General features: G+C 38.8%; 22 protein-coding genes and 1 tRNA gene. 22 read left to right on the top strand and 1 reads right to left on the bottom strand.

The features are described 5' to 3' along the window. Window positions 1-17 precede the first annotated feature (17 nt). A complete protein-coding gene (locus tag BM097_RS11495; RefSeq protein ID WP_090549739.1) occupies window positions 18-1,652 on the top strand; it encodes a GH25 family lysozyme in 1,635 nt (544 codons plus the stop codon). A 50-nt stretch (window positions 1,653-1,702) separates the two neighbouring features. On the opposite strand, the gene BM097_RS11500 is transcribed toward BM097_RS11495, so the two are convergent. Then, window positions 1,703-2,266: an ECF transporter S component gene (locus BM097_RS11500; RefSeq protein WP_090549742.1), complete on the bottom strand. Its 564-nt coding sequence runs from the start codon at window positions 2,264-2,266 to the stop codon at window positions 1,703-1,705. A 128-nt stretch (window positions 2,267-2,394) separates the two neighbouring features. Between BM097_RS11500 and pdxR the strand changes: the two genes are divergently transcribed. The 21 genes from pdxR to BM097_RS11595 all read left to right on the top strand — a co-directional run bounded on the left by pdxR (window position 2,395) and on the right by BM097_RS11595 (window position 20,229). Then, window positions 2,395-3,675 carry a MocR-like pyridoxine biosynthesis transcription factor PdxR gene (gene pdxR, locus BM097_RS11505; protein WP_090549745.1) on the top strand — a complete coding sequence of 427 codons (1,281 nt, stop codon included), beginning with the start codon at window positions 2,395-2,397 and terminating at the stop codon, window positions 3,673-3,675. Window positions 3,676-3,771: 96 nt separating this feature from the next. After that, entirely contained in the window at window positions 3,772-4,611 is an 840-nt protein-coding gene (locus BM097_RS11510; protein WP_090549748.1) for a transporter substrate-binding domain-containing protein, read from the top strand. A 20-nt stretch (window positions 4,612-4,631) separates the two neighbouring features. Further along, complete coding sequence (locus BM097_RS11515; protein ID WP_090549751.1) at window positions 4,632-5,288, top strand: amino acid ABC transporter permease; 657 nt, start codon at window positions 4,632-4,634, stop codon at window positions 5,286-5,288. Window positions 5,289-5,317: 29 nt separating this feature from the next. Continuing rightward, entirely contained in the window at window positions 5,318-6,073 is a 756-nt protein-coding gene (locus BM097_RS11520; protein ID WP_090549754.1) for an amino acid ABC transporter ATP-binding protein, read from the top strand. 20 nt (window positions 6,074-6,093) lie between these two features. Continuing rightward, window positions 6,094-7,605 (top strand): sodium/proline symporter, encoded by a 1,512-nt coding sequence (locus BM097_RS11525; RefSeq protein WP_242944704.1) that lies wholly within the window; start codon window positions 6,094-6,096, stop codon window positions 7,603-7,605. Window positions 7,606-7,740: 135 nt separating this feature from the next. Next, on the top strand, window positions 7,741-8,946 hold the full coding sequence (gene nifS, locus BM097_RS11530) for a cysteine desulfurase NifS (protein WP_090549760.1): 1,206 nt from the start codon (window positions 7,741-7,743) through the stop codon (window positions 8,944-8,946). Between the two features lie 28 nt (window positions 8,947-8,974). Further along, window positions 8,975-9,412 carry a Fe-S cluster assembly scaffold protein NifU gene (gene nifU / locus BM097_RS11535; protein ID WP_090549762.1) on the top strand — a complete coding sequence of 146 codons (438 nt, stop codon included), beginning with the start codon at window positions 8,975-8,977 and terminating at the stop codon, window positions 9,410-9,412. A 66-nt stretch (window positions 9,413-9,478) separates the two neighbouring features. Further along, window positions 9,479-10,789, top strand: coding sequence for a Na+/H+ antiporter NhaC family protein (locus tag BM097_RS11540; RefSeq protein ID WP_090549765.1), 1,311 nt, complete (start codon window positions 9,479-9,481; stop codon window positions 10,787-10,789). A 173-nt stretch (window positions 10,790-10,962) separates the two neighbouring features. After that, complete coding sequence (locus BM097_RS16830; protein WP_255406671.1) at window positions 10,963-11,085, top strand: hypothetical protein; 123 nt, start codon at window positions 10,963-10,965, stop codon at window positions 11,083-11,085. 40 nt (window positions 11,086-11,125) lie between these two features. Beyond that, window positions 11,126-11,196, top strand: a tRNA-OTHER gene (locus BM097_RS16405). Window positions 11,197-11,228: 32 nt separating this feature from the next. Next, complete coding sequence (locus BM097_RS11545; protein WP_090549768.1) at window positions 11,229-11,372, top strand: YezD family protein; 144 nt, start codon at window positions 11,229-11,231, stop codon at window positions 11,370-11,372. 117 nt (window positions 11,373-11,489) lie between these two features. Further along, window positions 11,490-12,731 carry a methionine adenosyltransferase gene (metK, locus tag BM097_RS11550; RefSeq protein ID WP_242944705.1) on the top strand — a complete coding sequence of 414 codons (1,242 nt, stop codon included), beginning with the start codon at window positions 11,490-11,492 and terminating at the stop codon, window positions 12,729-12,731. Between the two features lie 12 nt (window positions 12,732-12,743). Further along, window positions 12,744-14,000 (top strand): radical SAM protein, encoded by a 1,257-nt coding sequence (locus BM097_RS11555; RefSeq protein ID WP_090549771.1) that lies wholly within the window; start codon window positions 12,744-12,746, stop codon window positions 13,998-14,000. Window positions 14,001-14,017: 17 nt separating this feature from the next. Next, complete coding sequence (locus tag BM097_RS11560; protein WP_090549774.1) at window positions 14,018-14,494, top strand: hypothetical protein; 477 nt, start codon at window positions 14,018-14,020, stop codon at window positions 14,492-14,494. Next, window positions 14,487-15,521 (top strand): ABC transporter substrate-binding protein, encoded by a 1,035-nt coding sequence (locus BM097_RS11565; RefSeq protein ID WP_177197455.1) that lies wholly within the window; start codon window positions 14,487-14,489, stop codon window positions 15,519-15,521. Before BM097_RS11560 ends, BM097_RS11565 begins: the two co-directional genes overlap by 8 nt. 9 nt (window positions 15,522-15,530) lie before the next feature. Continuing rightward, window positions 15,531-16,799, top strand: a complete 1,269-nt coding sequence (locus BM097_RS11570; RefSeq protein ID WP_090549778.1) for a radical SAM protein — start codon at window positions 15,531-15,533, stop codon at window positions 16,797-16,799. 14 nt (window positions 16,800-16,813) lie between these two features. Further along, window positions 16,814-17,284: a hypothetical protein gene (locus BM097_RS11575; protein ID WP_090549781.1), complete on the top strand. Its 471-nt coding sequence runs from the start codon at window positions 16,814-16,816 to the stop codon at window positions 17,282-17,284. 12 nt (window positions 17,285-17,296) lie between these two features. Then, on the top strand, window positions 17,297-18,067 hold the full coding sequence (locus BM097_RS11580; RefSeq protein WP_090549784.1) for an ABC transporter permease: 771 nt from the start codon (window positions 17,297-17,299) through the stop codon (window positions 18,065-18,067). Window positions 18,068-18,072: 5 nt separating this feature from the next. Next, the gene (locus BM097_RS11585) at window positions 18,073-18,852 is read left to right on the top strand and encodes an ABC transporter ATP-binding protein (RefSeq protein WP_090549869.1); all 780 of its coding nucleotides are present in this window, start codon (window positions 18,073-18,075) and stop codon (window positions 18,850-18,852) included. 89 nt (window positions 18,853-18,941) lie between these two features. Continuing rightward, a complete protein-coding gene (locus BM097_RS11590; protein ID WP_090549786.1) occupies window positions 18,942-19,595 on the top strand; it encodes a DUF3990 domain-containing protein in 654 nt (217 codons plus the stop codon). A 1-nt stretch (window position 19,596) separates the two neighbouring features. Then, on the top strand, window positions 19,597-20,229 hold the full coding sequence (locus BM097_RS11595; RefSeq protein ID WP_090549789.1) for a helix-turn-helix domain-containing protein: 633 nt from the start codon (window positions 19,597-19,599) through the stop codon (window positions 20,227-20,229). Window positions 20,230-20,349: the final 120 nt, after the last annotated feature.

The raw sequence follows: 20,349 nt of genomic DNA on the forward strand, positions 1-20,349 counted from the left end.
ATTAGGAGGGAAAAATTGTGAAAAAGATTAAGGCATCAAAAGCATTTAAGTCATTTGCAGCATTACTTTTAGCTGTATGTATGACTTTATCTGTTCCTGTAACTGCTAATGCTGCAGGCGCACAAGGAATAGATGTTTCAAAGTATCAGGGGGCAGTTAACTGGGCAGCAGTAGCACAGTCAGGTGTTTCATATACATTCGTAAAGGTAGGAAGTACAAAGAGTGGAGTTGATCCATTTTTTGCAGCTAATGTACAGGGCGCTCAGGCAGCTGGCATCCGTACAGGTGTATATATTTATTCTTATGCAACTACAGTAGAGGCAGCTGCACAGGAAGCAGCATTAGTACTACAGTGGATTGAGCCATACAATATCAACTTCCCTGTAGCATTTGATATGGAAGATAAGACTCAAAAGGGATTGGATCCAAATACATGTACAGCAATTGCTAATACATTCTGTAGCATTATTTCACAGGCTGGCTACACACCAATCCTTTATACATACACAAATTTCTACAAGTCACATTTTACATCAGCACTTGCTTGTGATAAGTGGATTGCACAGTATTCAGATCACAATGATATCCCAGGTTGGGCTATCTGGCAGTACTCTTCAGGCGGAGCAGTAGCAGGTATCAACGGCAGAGTTGATATGAACCTTGCAGCCAAGGATTACAGCGCATACATTCCACAGGTTGGTTTACTTGACCTTGGAGCAGGAAATGTTTATTTCTTTAATAATTTCCGTAGACAGTTTGGTTGGATAGATATTGCAGGTACTAAATATCACACAGACCCAGCTACAGGTATCGTTACATACGGTTGGTTTGCAGATCCAACAGGAACATATTATTTCGCACCAAAGACAGCTAACGCATTAGTTGGTTTAAATACAATTGATAAGGGCATTTACTACTTCAATGAAGTAGGTCAGATGCAGACAGGCTGGTTAGATTTAGGAGGAAACACATTCTTATTTAACCCAGCAGATAATGGTAAGCTTTTCACTGGCTGGTGGTCAGATCCAGCAGTTGGAACCAGATACTTAGATACAACAGACGGTCACATGGTTAAGGGCCTTGTTGTTATCGATAAGGATATGTACTTCTTCAATGAGGATGGTTTCTTACAGACAGGATGGGTTGATATCAAGGGCGTTACTTACTTATTCAATCCAGCAGACAATGGCAAGCTTTACAAGGGTTGGTGGACAGATGCCACTGGCACATACTATTTAGATGCCAAGGATGCTCACAGAACTACAGGACTTGCAGCAATTGATGGTAGCGTATATTATTTCAACGAAGCAGGCCAGATGCAGGTTGGTGCTTATGTAGTTAACGGCAATACATACTACTTCGGACCAGACGGAAAGATGCAGACAGGCTTCCAGCAGGTAGGTAATAACACCTTCTACTTCGCAGAGAATGGCGCAATGGTTAGAGGCGCATTTGCTGCAGCAGATGGTATATACTATGCAGATGATAAGACTGGTATCATAGTTCGTAATCAGGTAGTAAAGGTTGGCGGACAGCCATACTTATTTGGAGCTGATGGAAAGGTTGTTAAGAATCAGTTAATCCAGGTAGGAAAGATGTTATATCAGACAAATGAAGCAGGTGTTGTAACAGCACAGGCTCCAGTTCAATAAAAAGAGAACCCTTAGTTAATAACTAAGGGTTCATTTTTTTAGATTATAGATTATGCCAGCTTGTGCAGTAATGGATATAATACAGAAGATATAATTACTCCAAAGATACCTTGAATGATGTTTGGTATGATTCCAGCGATAGATGCTAGGGCGCCAGCAGAAAGGGTAACATCATTTACAACAGAAAGCATAAAAATTTCAAAAATAAAATATCCTAAAACCATGACAGCCTCACCAGCGATTCCACTGATAATAAGTGCCGGTAGGGCTGTTTTTGTATTTAAAAGCTTTCCCACAAGTTTGAAAAGGAAAAAACCGGTAAGGGCAGTAAGTGCTTTAATAATAAAGGTGGCTGGAACATAAATAAAATATCCACCAATCAAATCTGAAAGAGCAGAACCAAACCCAGCAGCCAAGGCTCCCCAAGCAGGTCCTAATAGCAGACCTGATAGTAGTACAAATCCATCACCTGGATGTATGTAGCCATTTGTAGGCGTTGGAATTTTGATAATCATTGTGCCGATACAAGTAAGTGCAGCAAATAATGCAGCAATTATTGTTTTTCTGGTGGCGTCGGTTCTTAAGGTGTTTGCTGTAAAAGTAGTATCCTTCATTATCTAGTCCTCCTGTTTCAAGTGAGATTTGAAAAAGCGCTATTTCATTCTTTTTATGTTGAAGCTATAATAACACTAAGCTGTAACTAAAAAAATGCGTAAAACTGACAAAATAAAAGGGGACAGATATGAAGGTATATGAACAAGTCTATAGTTTTTATGTAAAGAAAATCGAGGACGGCAGCCTAAAGACTGGGGATAGAATGCCCTCTATAAGAGAATCAGAGAGGATTTTGAATGTAAGTAGAACATCAATAGAAACAGCCTATCTACAGCTGGCAGCAGACGGCTATATTTATTCGGTGGAGAAGGTTGGATATTTTGTTTCTGACATGGTAACCAGATTAGAAGACAAAAAGCGTCATGTAGTTTCAGAGAAAGACCAAGCAAAAAAGAAATATGTCTACGATTTAGAAATCATCGGTGAGGATAAAACAGTGTCTTGCCTGCAGCTGTGGAGAAGATATATGAAATCCGCCCTCAGACAGGAGGAAAGATTGCTAAATTATCCCAACAATCAGGGGGAGGAAGAATTAAGAATTGAGATAGCGGCTTATGTTAGAAAAACAAGAAATATACTTTGCAGTGCTGATGATATTGTAATCGGTGCTGGCTTCCAAAGCTTATTGTCTCTTCTTATTCCTCTTATTCCAGGAGAGAAGACTATTTCCTTCCCAACAAAGAATTTTGCAGATGGTGCAGCAATATTTAAAAACGCCGGTTATGTAGTTAATTATAGAGATAAGGAAAGCCATGTAATATATGTTACTCCATCCTATATGACAAAATGGGGCGAAGTCATGACCATGAAACGACGTCATGAGCTTATAGAGCATGCCAGGGTTAGCAACCATCTCATTATCGAGGATGATTACCAGAACGAGTTTGTATTTTCCAACAAAGCCACTCCTAGCTTATATGCCATGACAGGAGGGGAGAATATTGCCTTCTTAGGCTCATTTTCAAGAGTATTGCTTCCTAGCGTAAGAATAAGTTATTTGATTTTGCCAAAGGGGGTTAGAGCTGAATACGAAAAAATAAAGCATCTATATAATCAGACTGCTTCCATGGCAGAGCAGATTGCCTTGGCATCATTTTTAAGAGATGGTCATCTAAACCGTCACATAAAAAAGATGAGACGTCTGTATGAAGATAAACGAAAGCTTATGTACAAAAGTCTGAAGCATGTATTTGTAAAGAACGCCACCATTCTTATGGGAGAAAGTGGGATGGAAATAGGCGTTAAGCTTTCAGGAAGGAATATGGCAGAAAAGCTCAAGGAAAATCAGGTAAGGGTGAAGGTGGTAGATATATCAGAGGATATGGCATTGTTTTTAGTGTCTTGCAGTAGGATTGCAATAGAAGACATAGGGGATGCCATAGAAAAATTAAATTATGGTTTACAATGACGCTTTAGTATGCTAAAGTATATACATAACAGTTTAGTACATTATCACGCTAAAGTGTTTCGGACAGTAAACAATAGCTTTATAGGAGATTCTACTATGAAAAAGAGATTATTAGCAGGAATGCTCACAGGACTTATGATGATTTCCATGGTTGCATGTGGCTCATCGTCTACTACAACAGCTGATGAAAAGCAGGATACAAATACTGAGGCAGCAGAAGCTACAACAGATAGCGATTTAGAGTACATCAAGTCAAAGGGTACACTTACAGTAGGTATCACAGACTTTGCGCCTATGGATTACAAGGATGAAGATGGCCAGTGGATTGGCTATGATGCAGATTTAGCCAAGAAAGTGGCAGAGAGCCTTGGAGTTGATGTAGAGTTTGTTGAAATTGATTGGGATAACAAAATCCTTGAGCTTCAGAACAAATCCATTGATGTGGTTTGGAACGGCATGACACTTACACCAGAGGTTACAAATGCAATGGAGTGCACAAATGCATATCTTAACAATGCACAGGTTGTAGTTGTAAACAAGGATGTTGCTGATTCAGTAACAGATGTTGATTCAGCAAAGGAGCTTAGCTTTGCAGTTGAATCTGGTTCAGCAGGTGAGGCAGCAGCAGAGGAAAATGGCTTCAACTATGTGGCAGTAAAATCTCAGGCTGATGCTGTAATGGAGGTTTCAGCCGGTACATCAGATGCTTGTATCATTGACCTTCTTATGGCAGGCGCAATGGTAGGCGAAGGAACTAGCTACGAGAATCTTACACACACAGTAGAGCTTACTACAGAAGAATACGGCATCGGCTGCAGAAAGGGTTCTGATTTAGCTGAATACATCAACAATCAGCTTAAGGCTCTTTACGACGATGGCACAATGGAAGAAATTGCAAACACCTATGGTGTGCAGGATGCAATCGTAAAACTATAAAACAACAATAAGGAAATATTATGTTTGCGAATGTAACATTATCACTTTTAGAGGGTTTCTTAGGAACCCTCAAATTGTTTTCATTAACTTTATTATTTTCACTACCACTTGGACTTATTATTAGCTTTGGCTCAATGAATAAAAATCTGGTAGTTAGATTACCAATCAGATTCATTATTTGGGTGGTCAGGGGAACACCTTTGATGCTGCAGCTTTTAATAATCTTCTACGGACCGGGAATCTTTTTAGGAGTGAATCTTTGGGGTGCAGGAGATAGTGGGCGATTTACAGCGGCACTTGTGGCTTTTGTAATCAATTACGCATGCTATTTCAGTGAAATATATAGGGGTGGAATTCAATCAATACCAAAAGGACAATACGAGGCAGCGGCAGTACTAGGACTTAACAAAGGCCAAACCTTTTTCAGAATCGTTTTATTACAGGTAATTAAGAAAATTGTTCCTCCTATTTCAAACGAGGTAATAACCCTGGTAAAGGATACTTCGCTTGCCAGAGTTATTGCCTTCTATGAAATCATTTGGGAGGGCGAGCGATTTATTAAAAGCGCAGGAATTATCTGGCCACTATTTTATACTGGCGCCTTCTATTTAATATTCAGTGGATTGCTTACACTGTTATTTGGTTATATCGAAAAGAAACTGGAGTATTTCAGATAATCGATAAATGAATTTTAAGTGAGAATATTATGGCAATTTTAGAAGTACATGAAATCAGAAAAAAATTTGATAAAGAAGAGATATTAAAGGGCATTTCCTTCAACATGGAAAGAGGACAGACCTTGTCTATAATCGGCAGCTCTGGCTCAGGCAAGACCACCTTGCTTCGATGCCTGAATTTTTTAGAGGTACCGGATGCGGGGAGCATCACAGTAAATGGTGATGTGCTGTTTTTTGCGAACTATTCCAAGCTGAAGGAAGAGGAGATTAGAAAGAACCGCCATCATTTTGGAATGGTGTTTCAACAGTTCAATCTGTTTCCTCAGTATACCGCCCTTGAAAATGTCATTCTGGCTCCAAAGCTTGCAGCCAAATCAAAGGACGAAATAGAAGAGATTACCGAAAATGGAAAAGAGCTGCTTAGAAAAATGGGGCTAGAGGATAGGATGGACAACTACCCTCATCAGCTATCAGGCGGGCAGCAGCAAAGAGTAGCCATAGCTAGAGCATTAGCTTTAAAGCCTGATATCCTTTGTTTTGATGAGCCTACATCGGCCTTAGATCCGGAGCTTACAGGAGAGGTCCTTAAGGTTATAAAGGAGCTGGCAAAGCAGAAGACTACAATGATTATCGTTACCCACGAAATCGGCTTCGCCAGGGATGTTTCAGATGAAATAATATTTATGGATGGAGGCGTAATCGCAGAACAGGGCACACCTGAGCAGGTGATAGATAATCCTTCGAATGAGCGAACAAAACAGTTTCTTGCAAACTATCTAAAATAACAATATGAAGGGAGATTGAAATGGCAACACTAGGAATCGTAATTGCAATCGTGATTTATTTGGCAGGTCTTCTTATTATGGGAGCTACCTTTGCTAAAGAAAATCACACCGTTGGAGATTATTATTTAGGCGGAAGAAAGCTAGGCCCTTTTGTTACAGCAATGAGTGCAGAAGCATCAGATATGTCATCCTGGCTTCTGATGGGATTGCCTGGTATCGCATACGCCAGCGGTATTTGCGATGTTTTTTGGACAGCACTAGGCCTTGGAATTGGAACCTATATGAACTGGTTGCTGGTAGCAAAAAGACTTAGAAGATATTCGGAAAAGAACAATTCGGTTACTATTCCAGATTTCTTCGAGCATAGATTTAGAGATAAAAGCCACGCACTACTTTTAATATCATCACTGATTATCGTGGTATTTTTCATACCTTATGTTGGCTCTGGCTTTGCCGCATGTGGCAAGCTGTTTTCTTCTCTTTTTGGATTAGATTACACAATCGCTATGATTGCATCCGCAGCTGTTATCATAGGCTATACAGCTACTGGTGGATTTATGGCAGCATCGGTTACAGATTTTGTCCAGTCAATCATTATGACAATAGCTCTTATTGCGGTAGTTTGCTTCGGGCTTGCCAGTGTAGGTGGAATAGATGTAGTTAGTAATTTTGCCACATCCTTGGATGGATATATTAGTGTGTTGGCTACCCATGATTTTGCAACTGGAAGCCGCGTATCCTACGGCGGAATAATCACCATCATTTCAACAATGGCATGGGGACTTGGATATTTTGGTATGCCACATATCCTCCTTAGATTCATGGCTATCGAAGACCCAGAAAAGATTAAGCTTAGCCGTAGAATATCAACTGTTTGGGTATTTATCGCAATGGGCGTTGCAATTTTCATCGGTGTAATGGCTCATACCATGGTAAATGTAGGCGTTCTTGATGAGCTTGCAGATTCAGAAAGAGCAATCGTAATCATCGCCCAGACTCTTGCAGAGCACAGCTTTGGCGCATCACTACTAGCAGGTGTGATACTTGCAGGTATTTTGGCATGTACCATGTCTACCTGTGATTCGCAGATGCTAGCAGCATCTTCATCTGTATCTGAAAACATATTTCACGAGACACTTGGAATTGAGCTTTCAGAGCATATGCAGATGGTAATGGCAAGAATTGTTCTTATCGTTATTGCTGCAATCGGAATCATTATTGCAAGAGACCCTAATAGTTCAGTGTTTGGCATCGTATCATTTGCCTGGGCAGGCTTTGGTGCAGCTTTTGGTCCGATTATGCTGCTCGCTCTGTTTTGGAAGAGAGCAAATCGCTATGGTGCTATCGCAGGAATGCTTGGCGGCGGCATTATGATTTTTGTATGGAAGTTCATGATTAAACCACTTGGCGGAATTTTTGGAATTTACGAGTTACTTCCAGGCTTCATTGTAGGATTATTGCTATGCGTAGTGGTAAGCCTTTTGACACCTGCTCCAGAGAAGGAGATAGTAGAGGAGTTCGAATCAATCTAACCAATTGAGAATAAATATCAACAAGACATAATATCACCTATAACCTATTGACTAAGTAGGTTATAGGTGATATTTTCTTTTACATAGTTATTCAATAGGTGAAATCTATTAAAAATGTGAAAGGAAGGAATAGTAATGTTTGTATATGCAGATAATGCGGCGACAACAGCAGTTAGCAAAAAGGTAGTGGATGCAATGCTTCCATATTTTACAGAAGTATATGGTAATCCATCTAGTTTATATTCAGTTGGCCAGAAGGCAAAAGAAGTTTTAGAAGAGGCTCGAGAAAGAGTTGCAAAGGTGTTAGGTGCAAAGCCTAGAGAAATATATTTCACATCAGGTGGTAGTGAGGCAGATAATCAGGCCATCATCTCAGCTGCAAGAGCAGGTGCCAAGAAAGGCAAGAAGCATATCATATCTTCTAAATTTGAGCATCATGCAGTGCTTCACACATTAGAAGCATTAGAGAAGGAAGGCTTTGAGATTACACTTGTGGATGTTCATTCTAATGGTGTGGTTGATCCTAAGGAAATTGAGGATGCCATTCGTGAGGATACAGCACTTGTAACAATCATGTATGCCAACAACGAAATCGGAACTATCCAGCCTATAGCAGAAATTGGTAAGATTTGCCGCGAGAAGAAGGTATGGTTCCATACAGATGCAGTTCAGGCCATCAGCCATGTGCACATCAATGTGGAGGAGCAGAATATTGATATGCTTTCAATATCAGCTCACAAGTTCCATGGTCCTAAGGGTGTTGGTGTGCTCTATGCCAAGGGAGGTATCCCACTTACAAACATAATTAACGGTGGTGCCCAGGAAAGAGGCAAGCGTGCAGGTACAGAAAACCTTGCAGGTATCGTAGGCCTTACAGTAGCACTTGAGGATGCAGTAGCCCATATCGATGAAAATAACGAAAAACTTTCCAAGCTTCAGGACAGATTAATCAAAGGGCTTTCAAAGATTCCATACTCAGAGCTTAACGGAGATAGACATGCAAGAGTTACTTCTAATGTAAACTTCTGCTTTGAGGGTATTGAGGGAGAATCCCTTCTTTTATTATTAGATGACAAGGGTGTGGCTGTGTCATCAGGTTCGGCATGTACATCAGGTTCGCTGGATCCAAGCCATGTACTTCTTGCAATTGGCAGACCTCACGAGGTAGCTCACGGCTCACTAAGAATATCACTTGGAGAGGATGCTACAGAAGAGCAGGTTGATTATATCGTAAATGCGGTAACAGAGGTTGTGGAGTACCTTCGTGGATTTTCACCTTTCTGGGGTGATCTTGTTAGTGGAAAGCGTCCACATGTATTTGAGGAACATAGTGTAGCCTAATTAATGAGAGTAATTGGAGGAATAAAAAATGGCATTATATAGTGAAAAGGTCATGGACCACTTTAGAAACCCTAGAAATGTAGGAGTTATAGAAGATGCAGATGGTGTGGGCGAAGTAGGTAACCCAGTCTGCGGCGACATCATGAAAATCTATCTTAAGATAAATGATGACCAGGTAATTGATGATGTTAAATTCGAAACCTTCGGTTGTGGTAGCGCCATTGCATCATCTTCAATGGCAACAGAGCTTATCAAGGGAAAGCCTTTAACTGAGGCACTTCAGCTTACAAACAAGGCTGTAACTGAGGCACTTGATGGACTTCCACCACATAAGCTTCACTGTTCAGTGCTTGCAGAGGAGGCAATCAAATCCGCTGTAAAGAATTACTACGACAATAACGGAATCGAATACGACCCCGCTGATTTCCCAGAGGAACACAATTGTGAGGCATGTCACATGCATTAATTTGCCAAAAGCAGTTTGAGGAGTTACAATAGTTTCTTTAGAGAGAAATTGAAGGGAAACTATTTAATGAGTAATACAAATCAGCAACCAAAACCAAATGCTAAGGCACTTCTTCCTATAGCATTGTTTCTAATATTGTATTTAGGTAATGGAATTTATTTCCAGTACATATCACCTATTGAAGGGCAGATGGGATTCTACGTAGTATCCGTTGTTCTGTCCTTCACTTTTGCCCTTATTCTGGCGTTCATGCAAAACAGGGGTAAGAGCTTTGAGGAAAAGATTCATATATGTGCAGAGGGCATAGGAGATGATAATATTGTCACTATGCTTTTCATATTCATACTAGCAGGCGCCTTCAGTGGAGTAGCAGGTGAGGCAGGTGGTGCATCCTCTACAGCAAATCTTTTGCTTAGTGTTATACCAGGCAGATTTGCAATCCCAGGCTTGTTTATAATAGCTTGTCTTATTTCCATGGCAATGGGAACAAGCGTAGGTACTATTTCTGTGCTTGTACCAATAGCATGTGCAGTAGCTAAAAATGGCCATATTAATCTTTCATTTTGTGTTGGAGTAGTTGTAGGTGGTGCCATGTTTGGTGATAATCTTTCATTTATTTCAGACACAACTATTGCAGCTACAAAGACTCAGGGTATCGCCATGAAGGATAAATTTAAGACTAATTTAAAGCTGGCTCTTCCTTCGGCGATTATTACATTAATAATCCTGATTGTCTGCTCCTTTAAAACTGGAGTAACAGCCATAGGAACCTTTGATTATAATATTCTTCAGGCGCTGCCTTATTTCATTGTGCTAATACTTTCTATACTTAGCATAAACGTATTCAAGGTACTGCTTTTAGGTTGCTTTATGTTTATAGTTGTTGGAATGCTTACAGGCTCACTTACATACGTTTCTGGCCTTTCGTCAATGGGTACTGGAATTGCAGGTATGTTTGAGACAATGATAGTAACAATCCTTGTTGCATCTGTGGCATCTCTTATTAGAGAGCATGGAGGATTTGAAGCTATTTTGCAGTTAATCAGAAGTAAGGCTGGCAATAAAAGAGGCGGAATGCTGGGTATAGCTTTCCTTACTATGTTTATGGATCTTGCCACTGCTAATAACACTGTTGCAATCGTAATTGCAGCACCTATTGCCAAGCATATTAGTGAGGAATATGGCGTGGAGCCAAAGAAGACTGCATCACTTTTAGATACCTGCTCATGCATTATGCAAGGAATCATTCCTTATGGTGCTCAGCTTCTTGTAGCTGCTAACATTGCAAAAATAGCCAGTTTTTCACTTATTCCTTGGTTGATATATCCATTTGTTTTGATAATATTTGTGGGTATTTCAATTTTCAAAGAGAAATAATAATTAGTCAGTTATTAATCAATTTAATAACTGGCTATTATTTTTACTAATTATTACACCTATTGACTAGATAGGTAAATAAAGTTATAGTATCAACAAGTTAAATGAATCAGAAATTACATCTCAGTAGAAACTGACTGCTGAGGGAAAGGAGCAAGACTATGAGGGCAAATATGGATAGTAACTGTTGTTGTATGTGTATGTGTAAAATGCTATACGCTCAGGCAGAGGATGCTACAGAGTGCATGGCTTCTAGTCTTGCACCTGAATCAGATTACTTCGTAAATGCGGATTAATCGATGGCCACTGCTTGGGAAACCAGGTGGTGGCTTTTTGGGTGCTATAGCCGCTGGGAGGGCATAGGCGAGGCATCGCTGAAGTTGTTGGTTCGAATCCATCTAGCACCAGTTCTATCAAGAAAATGTAAAAGGAGAGAAAAATGGCTGAGGTAAAAGAGGTTACTCAAAAACAACTGGCACAAATTAAGGATTACATTGAGTCAATAAAATATGGCTCCGTTAACATTGTTATACAAGATGGAAAAATAATCCAAATAGATAAGAGTGAAAAAATAAGATTATAAACAGGTCGAACTGACTAGACAAACTAGAGGTTCAAAATCACGGTCTCATTTGCTGTGGTTTTGAGCCTCTTTATTTTATAAATAACCCCAATAAAAAAAGAAAAGGAGAACAAAAATATGGGAAAGTTATTCACATCAGAATCAGTAACAGAAGGACATCCAGACAAAATTGCAGATCAAATTTCTGATGCAATCCTTGATGAGCTACTTGCTCAGGATCCATATTCGAGAGTTGCTGCTGAAACAACAGTTGCAACAGGACTGGCACTTGTAGTTGGTGAAATTACAACAAAGGCGTATGTGGACATTGCAAAGATTGCAAAGGAGACAATCCGAGAGATTGGATATGTAAACAATGTAGATGGTTACAACGCAGATTCAATAGCAGTGCTTACATCTATCGACGAGCAGTCAGCAGATATTGCACTTGGAGTTGATAAGGCGTATGAATCAAAGCAGGAAGGAGAGACAAAGGATTTTGGAACAGGTGCAGGAGACCAGGGAATCATATTTGGATATGCGACAGATGAAACACCAGAGTATCTTCCACCAGCTATTTCATTTGCTCATCGTCTTACTAGACAACTTACAAAGGTTCGAAAGGATGGAACACTTCCATACCTTAGACCGGATGGTAAGTCTCAGGTAACGGTTGAGTTTGCAGAAGATGGACAGACTGTAAAGAGAGTACATACCATTGTTATTTCAACACAGCATTCTGAGGATGTAACTCTTGAACAGATTCGCAAAGACGTAATTGAATACGTCATAAAGCCGGTAATTCCAGAAGAACTCCTAGACGAAAACACTATTTATTATGTAAATCCAACTGGAAGATTTGTTATCGGTGGTCCACAGGGTGATGCAGGACTGACAGGACGAAAGATAATCGTGGATACCTATGGTGGCACAGGTCGTCACGGCGGCGGTGCTTTCTCTGGAAAGGATCCAACAAAGGTTGATCGTTCTGCAGCCTATGCAGCCAGATGGGTTGCAAAGAATCTTGTGGCAGCAGGTGTAGCAAAAAGGCTAGAGGTTGAGCTTGCATATGCAATCGGCGTAGCAAAGCCTGTATCTATAGCTGTTGATTCATTTGGAACGGGGGTAATTGAGGATGAAAAAATTGTTGAAATCATTGAAAAAGTATTTGACCTTAGACCAGCAGCAATCATTGATGCCCTTGATCTTCGTAGGCCAATCTACAAGCAGACTGCTGCTTATGGACATTTCGGCAGGACCGACGTGGACTTACCTTGGGAGCATTTAGATAAGGTGGATGAGATTCGTAAATACGTTAATAAGGCAGATATAAATTTGTCGGTGGAGTTTGTGGCAGAACAAGAAGTGGTAAGAGTATGATAGGAGAAAAATATGGCAAGAGATAAAGAGTGGCGTAAAAAAGAACCGAGCCTAAAAGATGTCCAGGCTAAATATTCAGACTTACCAAAATCCTGGATTTTAAAAGCAGACATTCAAAGACGTGGACTGACCTACACTAAAGCGGCAGTAGATAAAATTGATCCCAATATACATGTGGTAAATAGTGATGCTGGGTCAGGATTTAGAAATAATCTTGATTATGTTCCAGAAGGACTTATCTGGAAAGACGGTTCGTATCTGGTGGCTAATTTTGATTTTGATGAGAATTCAGCACGCGATCCATATGTAATAGATGTTGTGGATGACAAAATAGTAATAACTGATGAAGGTGAAATTTTTGATGAGGTCCTTGGGTATTGGGAAAAACCAGACTTTTATAATAAGCGAGCAAGTAATGGAGAACCATTGAGTAGGTATATAACTAGTAGACCTCAGAGATTAGACATTTCTGTAAATAAGTATTGTCATTTTTGGGATAAGCCGGGGGACGGCTGTAAGTATTGTCCTCTGACTCCTACATATAAATGTTCTGGGGCAACCGAAGAGCAGTATGAGCATAAATATATCAGAGAAGCCTTTGCAGAAGCATTAAAGCAAAAGGGGAGATTTACGCATGTAATGCTTACAGGAGGTTCAATACTTTCAGGCAAGGAACTGTTGGATGATGAGCTCGAAAGCTATATAGCAATACTAAAAATATTAGGAGAGTTTTTCACAACTGATAGGTTTCCAAGTCAGCTTATTGCAACAGCATTTAACGAGCGACAGTTAGAAAGACTTAAGAATGAGACAAAGCTTATGACCTATACCCCCGACATTGAGGTATTGAATTCTGAAAAATTTGATTGGATATGTCATGGAAAATCTAGGGAAATAGGATATGAGGAATGGAAAAGACGTATATACAAGGCTGTGGATGTATTTGGAAAAGGTAATGTTAGTTCAGGAATGGTTTTGGGTGTAGAGCTTGCTACACCAAATGGATTTACGTCAGAAGATGAAGCTTTTAATGTAATTATTCCTGAGGCCGAGGAAATAATATCTCATGGAGTTGCATTGGCTGCCAATATCTGGAGGCCAGCACCTAAATCAATTCTTCAAGGACAAAAGTCGGCATCCTTAGATTACTTTGTAAGAGTATATCGTGAATTTGACCGATTGCAAAGAAAGTATTGTCCAAATCCTTATACAGATGATTTTAGAAGATGTGGAGCTCATATTGGGCTTGATTTAATGCGAACATATTAATTAAACGGAGAAGGATTATGGTAAAGATAAATGATGAATTAAAGCAGATATTAGATGAGCCGGAAACACTAAAAGTATTAGCAGTTAACAATCGTGAAGGTGTTCCTCATGTTGTATTTAAAGGTACACTTCATGCTGAAGATAATCAATTTGTATTCTATGATTTATTGCAAAGTTCTGAGATAAACAAAAATTTAGTAAATACAATATGGTTTGAGAAAAAGCTGGCAATCAACATATTGTCAAAGGATCGAAGAAGCTTTCACATAGTGGGGACACCAGTTAAAAGTGTAACGGCAGGAAAATATTTTGAATCAGTTTATGAAAATATTCAGGAGAGGTTTGGAAGGGATACAGATTTAAATGCAATATGGTATATAGAGCCTGAACAAATACAAGAGGTTTCTTTTGCATATAGGCAAGCTGAGCAAAGGGAAAAATTTCCAATTTTGGCTCATTTAGATCAAATAACAAGGAGAGATGATGATGAATAAAGTAAAAAAAATAATAGGACTAGGATTAGTTTTATCTTTGACACTAGGACTTTTTGGAGGATGTGGACAGGCGAGTGCAAAAGCGAGTGAGAATAAAAGTGAAGCTGCCGATGCAAATGAACAAAGAGTTATTCGTTTAGGTAATTTCCCGTTTAGTATATGGAATGCACAAATTATTGTTGCATACCAAAATGGATATTTCGATGAGGTATTTGAAGGGAAAAACGTTGATATTGAGATTACAGATTTTGCCAATGGCCCAGCTGCTAATGAAGCTTTTGTCGCTGGTGATTTGGATATTATTAATGGTATTGGTGACCAACCTATCGTAGTCGGTATTGCGAATGGAGTTGATACTAAGATATTGTCTGGTGCTGCTAAGCAAGGAGAAAATATAGGCGTTATTGCACCTGGGGATAGAGGAATCACTTCTGCAGCAGATCTAAAAGGAAAAAGGGTAGGTGTTTATATTGGCACATATGTACATAAATCTATCATTGGTATTCTTAATGATGCAGGTTTGAGCGAAGAAGATGTTGAGCTAGTAAATATTTCGTCTACTTCAGATGCGAGCGCAGCCTTCGCAAGCGGAGATATTGATGCATATTTATCAATGACTGGTGATTATATTCATGAAAAGGTAGATGGGGAAGGGTATGTTGTTGTTAACGATTGTGCAAATCATCCAGCATTTTCTTATATAGTGGCGTCTTCAAAGTTTGTTGATGAGAATCAGGATATTTTAGCGGATTTTTACGATGCATTGAATAAGGCTCAAAAGTTTATAGACGAAAATACAGATGAAGCATATTCAATAATTGCGGAGTTCTCAGATTATGATGTTGATACTGTCAGATATACTATTGAAAATGCAGATATTCAATTGGCATGGGATGAAGATTACGAACAGAATTTATTAGAAACATACGACTTTTTATTCAGTCATGAAATGATTACAACTGAGCTGTCAGAAGATGATATTTTAGACAAAGTGGATACATCAATTATTGATACATACAGTAAATAGGGTGAGAAAATGAGTATAAACGAAAAAACACACTGGAGAGAAAAAGAGCTATCTTATGACCAGGTAATTGATAAATATCCTGATATTCCTCCAATATTAGCTCTTAAAATAGATGTTAGCCGGAGGGGAATTGCATACACAGATGCTGCATTTGCAAAGGTGGATCCTAATAAACATCATGTGGAGCCCTTTAATTATATGATAGGGCACGGTAAGCAAATATCGCCAATAGGATTATTTTTGCGGGATGGTTCCGTTATTTGCCAAGGCCATCAGGAAGTTTATGATTGGACCTATCGTGATCCATATATATTAGATGTGGTGGATGATAAATTGGTTATTGTGGATAACGATAGAATTTTTGAAGAAGCAAAATTTTGGGAGAAACCAGATTTTTACGATAAATATACATCAAATGGAACACCTATGAGAGAAATAGCTTCAGCTAGACCCCAGAGGCTTACAATAGCTCCAGCCACTAAATGTCATTTCTGGGATGTTCCTAAAGAGGGATGTAAATATTGCGCATTGTTCTCTGCCCATAGATCGGCTGATGATGAGGGAGACATCAGAGATGACAAGTGGTTTGATGATGTAACAGAAACAGTTAATGAGGCGTTAAAGCAAAAGGGGCGTTATGCATCATTTCACATGACAGCAGGATCTACACTAAGTGGAGAAGAAATCTTCGATGACGAAGTTGATTTGTACATAAAAACATTAAAGGCCGCAGAAAAGGTTATTGATGCTAAAAAGTTCCCTGTTAAACTAGTTGCCAGTGCGTTTTCTAAAAAGCAGTTACAAAGAATGTATGAAGAGACCGCGATTACTACTTATACTACCGATTTGGAAGTATTAAATAAAAATCTATTTGGTTGGGTATGCCCTGGTAAGAACCGATTAGTAGGGTACGATGAATGGAAGCATAGATTATATGATGCTGTTGAAATTTTTGGTAGAGGTAATGTGGATTGTGGAATTGTTGGCGGAGTTGAGACTGCACAACCTAATGGCTTTGAGGATGAGCAAGAGGCTTTGAATAATGTATTAACGGAAGCAGAGGAAATTGCATCTCATGGTGTAAGTTTTGCAGATTGTGTTTGGAATACTTTGCCTGGTGCAATATTTATGAAACAGAAAACCCCTTCATTAGAGTATTATGTTCAGCTGGCTTTAGGACTTGCAGAAGTTCGAAGAAAAAATGGATTGTATATTTATACAGATGATTACCGCAGGTGTGGAAATCATCCTAATACAGATTTGGCGAGAATAGATTGAGGAGGCTATATTAAATGGCAGTCAAAATAAAAAAGGAAATAGCTGATGCAGTTAATAATCCAGACAATATAAAGGTATTAGCGTCTATTGATAGACATGGGAATGTCCATGTGGTTGCCAAAGGAAGTATAACAGTTACAGAGGATGGGAGAATTAAATATTGGGAGCTTCTTGAAAGCTCCCAAACAAATAAAAATGTAACTTATGCACTTTGGTTTAATAAAGAAATTGCTATTAATGTTATAACAACTGATAGGAGGAGCTATCAAATCAAAGGGATACCTAGAGTGAATTTGAATGCAGGCCATGAATATGAAGAAAACTATATAAAAGCTCAAGAAAAAAACGAAGATAATGACTTGGCTGCGGTTTACTATATCGAGCCAACAGAAATCATTGAAGAAACATATTCTAGCAGGCTAGCTGAGGAAACGAAAAAGCATCCTTTGTATATGCATCTTGATAGATTGGCGAAGAAAGAATAAAGAGGTACTTTGATGAATAGAGTAAAAAGTTTTATGTTCAAAGTTATTGCGCCTTTATTACTAATCGTAGTGTGGCAGATATTTGGCACATTGGGAGTTTTGAATGAACATATTTTACCACCTCCTACAAAGGTTATTTCAACATTTGTTCAATTATTTAAAAACGGCAAGTTAGTGGATAATCTATTTATAAGTTTAATTCGAGTGTTTCGAGGTTTTATATTAGGTGCTCTAGCTGGAGTGGTCATTGGTATATTTATGGGGTTATCGCGACCAATTAACAAGATACTAAGCTCGCTAGTAAGTATTTTTAGACCAATTCCTATGATTGCTTGGATTCCGTTACTTATTCTTGGCTTAGGAATAGGTGAAGAATCAAAGGTAGCAGTAATATTTATAGGAACTTTGTGGCCGGTGCTATTAAATACAATTAGTGGGATTCTCTCAGTTGATACTAAACTTATAGAAGTATCAAGAGTTTTAGAAAAAAGCAAAATAGAAATGCTTATAAAAGTCATTATGCCATCAGCATGGCCAGCAATTTTTACGGGCTTGCGATTGGGAATTAGTACGGCTTGGACATGCGTGGTTGCAGCAGAAATGATAGCAGCGTCATCTGGAATAGGCTATATGATTATGTATGCCAGAGAATTGTCACAACCTGATGTAGTACTTGTTGGTGTATTTACTATCGGATTTGTTGGTCTATTGATTGATGCAATAATTGGTGCGTTGCAAAAGAAGGCTTTGGGTTGGAGCTATATAAATAAAAATGGAAGGTGATGGGAATGGCTGAGAGTAATGAGGTGCGTTTTGAAAATGTTGATAAAGTATTCCCATTAGATGGGGATTATTTAGAAGTACTAGATACAATTAATCTTAATATTAAGTCGGGAGAATTTATTAGTATAGTTGGAAACTCTGGCTGCGGAAAAAGCACGCTGCTAAAAATGCTTGTGGGTTTGGATTCCCCAACTAAAGGAAAAATAATTGTCGGTGATAGAGTGGTAAGTGAACCTCGCGCTGATGTTGGAATGGTTTTTCAAGAGGCAAGACTATTCCCTTGGCTAAGTATTGAAAAAAATATTTCTTTTGGTATTGCAAATAATGTTGCCAAAGAAAATCGTCAAAGGATAGTCAAAGAAGCTATTGAGCTTGTTGGATTACATGGTTTTGAAAAAGCATATCCAGCACAATTATCAGGGGGGATGCAGCAGCGAGCATCTATTGCTAGAGCATTAGTTGGTGAGCCGGAAGTGCTACTATTGGATGAGCCCTTTGGAGCATTAGATGCATTTACAAGAATTACAATGCAAAATGAGGTTTTAAAAATATGGGAAAAAGAGAAGAGAACCATGATTTTAGTAACCCACGATATAGATGAAGCAATTTTTTTAAGTGATCGAATAGTAATTCTATCTGAAAGACCTGGAAATATCAAAGAAATAATAAATGTGGATTTGCCTCGACCAAGGGACAGAAGTCGACAGGAATTTTTGAATATAAGGAAAAAAATCTTAACGAGTTTCATTGGAAATACAGGACTAGATGTAGAGTATTATATTTAATCACTTGCAGCTATACTTCTACAGAGTTATAATAAAGCTATACTTCTACAGAAGTATAGCTTTTATTTTTTGAAAGCAAGGTGGTTTAGTTGAGCAAAATAGTTTTATATCATGGTTCAGATAAAATAGTAAGCGCTCCTCAGTATGGGTATGGAAAGCCCTTCAATGATTATGGGCAGGGCTTTTATTGCACTAAGCATATAGACCTGGCCAAGGAATGGGCAGTAGAAGCTGAGAGAGACGGTTTTGTTAATGTATATGAAATAGATGATAAGGGGCTTAAGATTCTAAATCTTAATGATGAAAAGTATTCAATTTTGCATTGGATTACACTGCTGATTGAGCATAGAACCTTTAGTATCAACAGCCCACTGGCAAGGGATGGTATTGGGTTTTTGCAGCGAAACTATCATATAGATATAGATGAATATGATGCAATAATCGGTTATAGGGCAGATGATTCATATTTTTCATTTGCCAGAGCCTTTTTGGCAAATACTATTAGCATTGAACAGTTGGAAGAAGCTATGCACCTTGGTGAATTGGGACAACAGTTCTTTATAAAGAGTGAAAAGGCTTTTTCAAAGCTTAAGTTTATAGAGGCAAAACAAGTTGATTGCGCAGAGTATTATCCTAAGAAGTCTGCTAGGGACAGCAAAGCAAGGGAAAGCTATAGTACTATTGCTGATGCAATGGATAAAAAAGGAACATATCTTATTGATCTTGTAAGAAAGGAGCAGTAGAATGGTTCATCCTTATAAAGAAATATATCTTAGTGATGCTATGGCAAATTTAGCAGAAGCATTTCAGGTGGCAGCTTACGATTACAAGTTCAGTCTAGATTTTTTTATGAGCCTGTTCATCGTTTCAGGAATAGCAGCACAGTTTGAAGTGGGAAATCCCAAATACATAGTTGGAAAATCCGGGGCGGAGCTTACTCAGGAGATAGTCCTTAGAACAAATGCTACAGAACTAAGGCAGATTGATACATCCTTTAAAGCACCTAAAGAGGATTATTGGACAGGTTGGGTGTTAGCATATTATCAGTGGTACTCGGCCAAGAGCTTCAAGGAAATACAAAGCATTATTACTCCAGAGGAATTAATGGAGAAGTACAATCCATATCATGAAATGGATGAAATGCAGATAGTAGAATATATTAATTCCAAAGTCGACAAAGCAAGAGCGGTAAGCAGGCTTCAGATGTATCGTAAATACTTTGAAATGTCACAAAGTGAGCTGGCGAAGGAAGCAGATGTTAATTTGCGTACATTGCAGCAGTATGAAATTGGGGCAAAGGATATAGGTAAAGCCTCGGTGGCTACACTTGAATCTTTATGTAAGGTTTTGAAATGTGACGTAAAGGATTTATTATAGTTAGTATGATAATTAAATAAGTATATTTGATCTGATTTGAGGGTCGGTTATAGATTGAATCTATAACCGGCTCTCATTTTCTTTAGGAGCTAGATATCTTGTATTTACGGGCTTTGTGAC

This window comes from Pseudobutyrivibrio sp. OR37 (genome assembly GCF_900113655.1).
In the GTDB taxonomy this organism is placed as follows: Bacteria; Bacillota; Clostridia; order Lachnospirales; family Lachnospiraceae; genus Pseudobutyrivibrio.

What these genes read in the sequence shown, in the direction of transcription:
- BM097_RS11500 (WP_090549742.1), bottom strand. Translation starts at nt 2,266, where the DNA reads ATGAAGGATACTACTTTTACAGCAAACACCTTAAGAACCGACGCCACC.
- pdxR (WP_090549745.1), top strand. Translation starts at nt 2,395, where the DNA reads ATGAAGGTATATGAACAAGTCTATAGTTTTTATGTAAAGAAAATCGAG.
- BM097_RS11510 (WP_090549748.1), top strand. Translation starts at nt 3,772, where the DNA reads ATGAAAAAGAGATTATTAGCAGGAATGCTCACAGGACTTATGATGATT.
- BM097_RS11515 (WP_090549751.1), top strand. Translation starts at nt 4,632, where the DNA reads ATGTTTGCGAATGTAACATTATCACTTTTAGAGGGTTTCTTAGGAACC.
- BM097_RS11520 (WP_090549754.1), top strand. Translation starts at nt 5,318, where the DNA reads ATGGCAATTTTAGAAGTACATGAAATCAGAAAAAAATTTGATAAAGAA.
- BM097_RS11525 (WP_242944704.1), top strand. Translation starts at nt 6,094, where the DNA reads ATGGCAACACTAGGAATCGTAATTGCAATCGTGATTTATTTGGCAGGT.
- nifS (WP_090549760.1), top strand. Translation starts at nt 7,741, where the DNA reads ATGTTTGTATATGCAGATAATGCGGCGACAACAGCAGTTAGCAAAAAG.
- nifU (WP_090549762.1), top strand. Translation starts at nt 8,975, where the DNA reads ATGGCATTATATAGTGAAAAGGTCATGGACCACTTTAGAAACCCTAGA.
- BM097_RS11540 (WP_090549765.1), top strand. Translation starts at nt 9,479, where the DNA reads ATGAGTAATACAAATCAGCAACCAAAACCAAATGCTAAGGCACTTCTT.
- BM097_RS16830 (WP_255406671.1), top strand. Translation starts at nt 10,963, where the DNA reads ATGGATAGTAACTGTTGTTGTATGTGTATGTGTAAAATGCTATACGCT.
- BM097_RS11545 (WP_090549768.1), top strand. Translation starts at nt 11,229, where the DNA reads ATGGCTGAGGTAAAAGAGGTTACTCAAAAACAACTGGCACAAATTAAG.
- metK (WP_242944705.1), top strand. Translation starts at nt 11,490, where the DNA reads ATGGGAAAGTTATTCACATCAGAATCAGTAACAGAAGGACATCCAGAC.
- BM097_RS11555 (WP_090549771.1), top strand. Translation starts at nt 12,744, where the DNA reads ATGGCAAGAGATAAAGAGTGGCGTAAAAAAGAACCGAGCCTAAAAGAT.
- BM097_RS11560 (WP_090549774.1), top strand. Translation starts at nt 14,018, where the DNA reads ATGGTAAAGATAAATGATGAATTAAAGCAGATATTAGATGAGCCGGAA.
- BM097_RS11565 (WP_177197455.1), top strand. Translation starts at nt 14,487, where the DNA reads ATGAATAAAGTAAAAAAAATAATAGGACTAGGATTAGTTTTATCTTTG.
- BM097_RS11570 (WP_090549778.1), top strand. Translation starts at nt 15,531, where the DNA reads ATGAGTATAAACGAAAAAACACACTGGAGAGAAAAAGAGCTATCTTAT.
- BM097_RS11575 (WP_090549781.1), top strand. Translation starts at nt 16,814, where the DNA reads ATGGCAGTCAAAATAAAAAAGGAAATAGCTGATGCAGTTAATAATCCA.
- BM097_RS11580 (WP_090549784.1), top strand. Translation starts at nt 17,297, where the DNA reads ATGAATAGAGTAAAAAGTTTTATGTTCAAAGTTATTGCGCCTTTATTA.
- BM097_RS11585 (WP_090549869.1), top strand. Translation starts at nt 18,073, where the DNA reads ATGGCTGAGAGTAATGAGGTGCGTTTTGAAAATGTTGATAAAGTATTC.
- BM097_RS11595 (WP_090549789.1), top strand. Translation starts at nt 19,597, where the DNA reads ATGGTTCATCCTTATAAAGAAATATATCTTAGTGATGCTATGGCAAAT.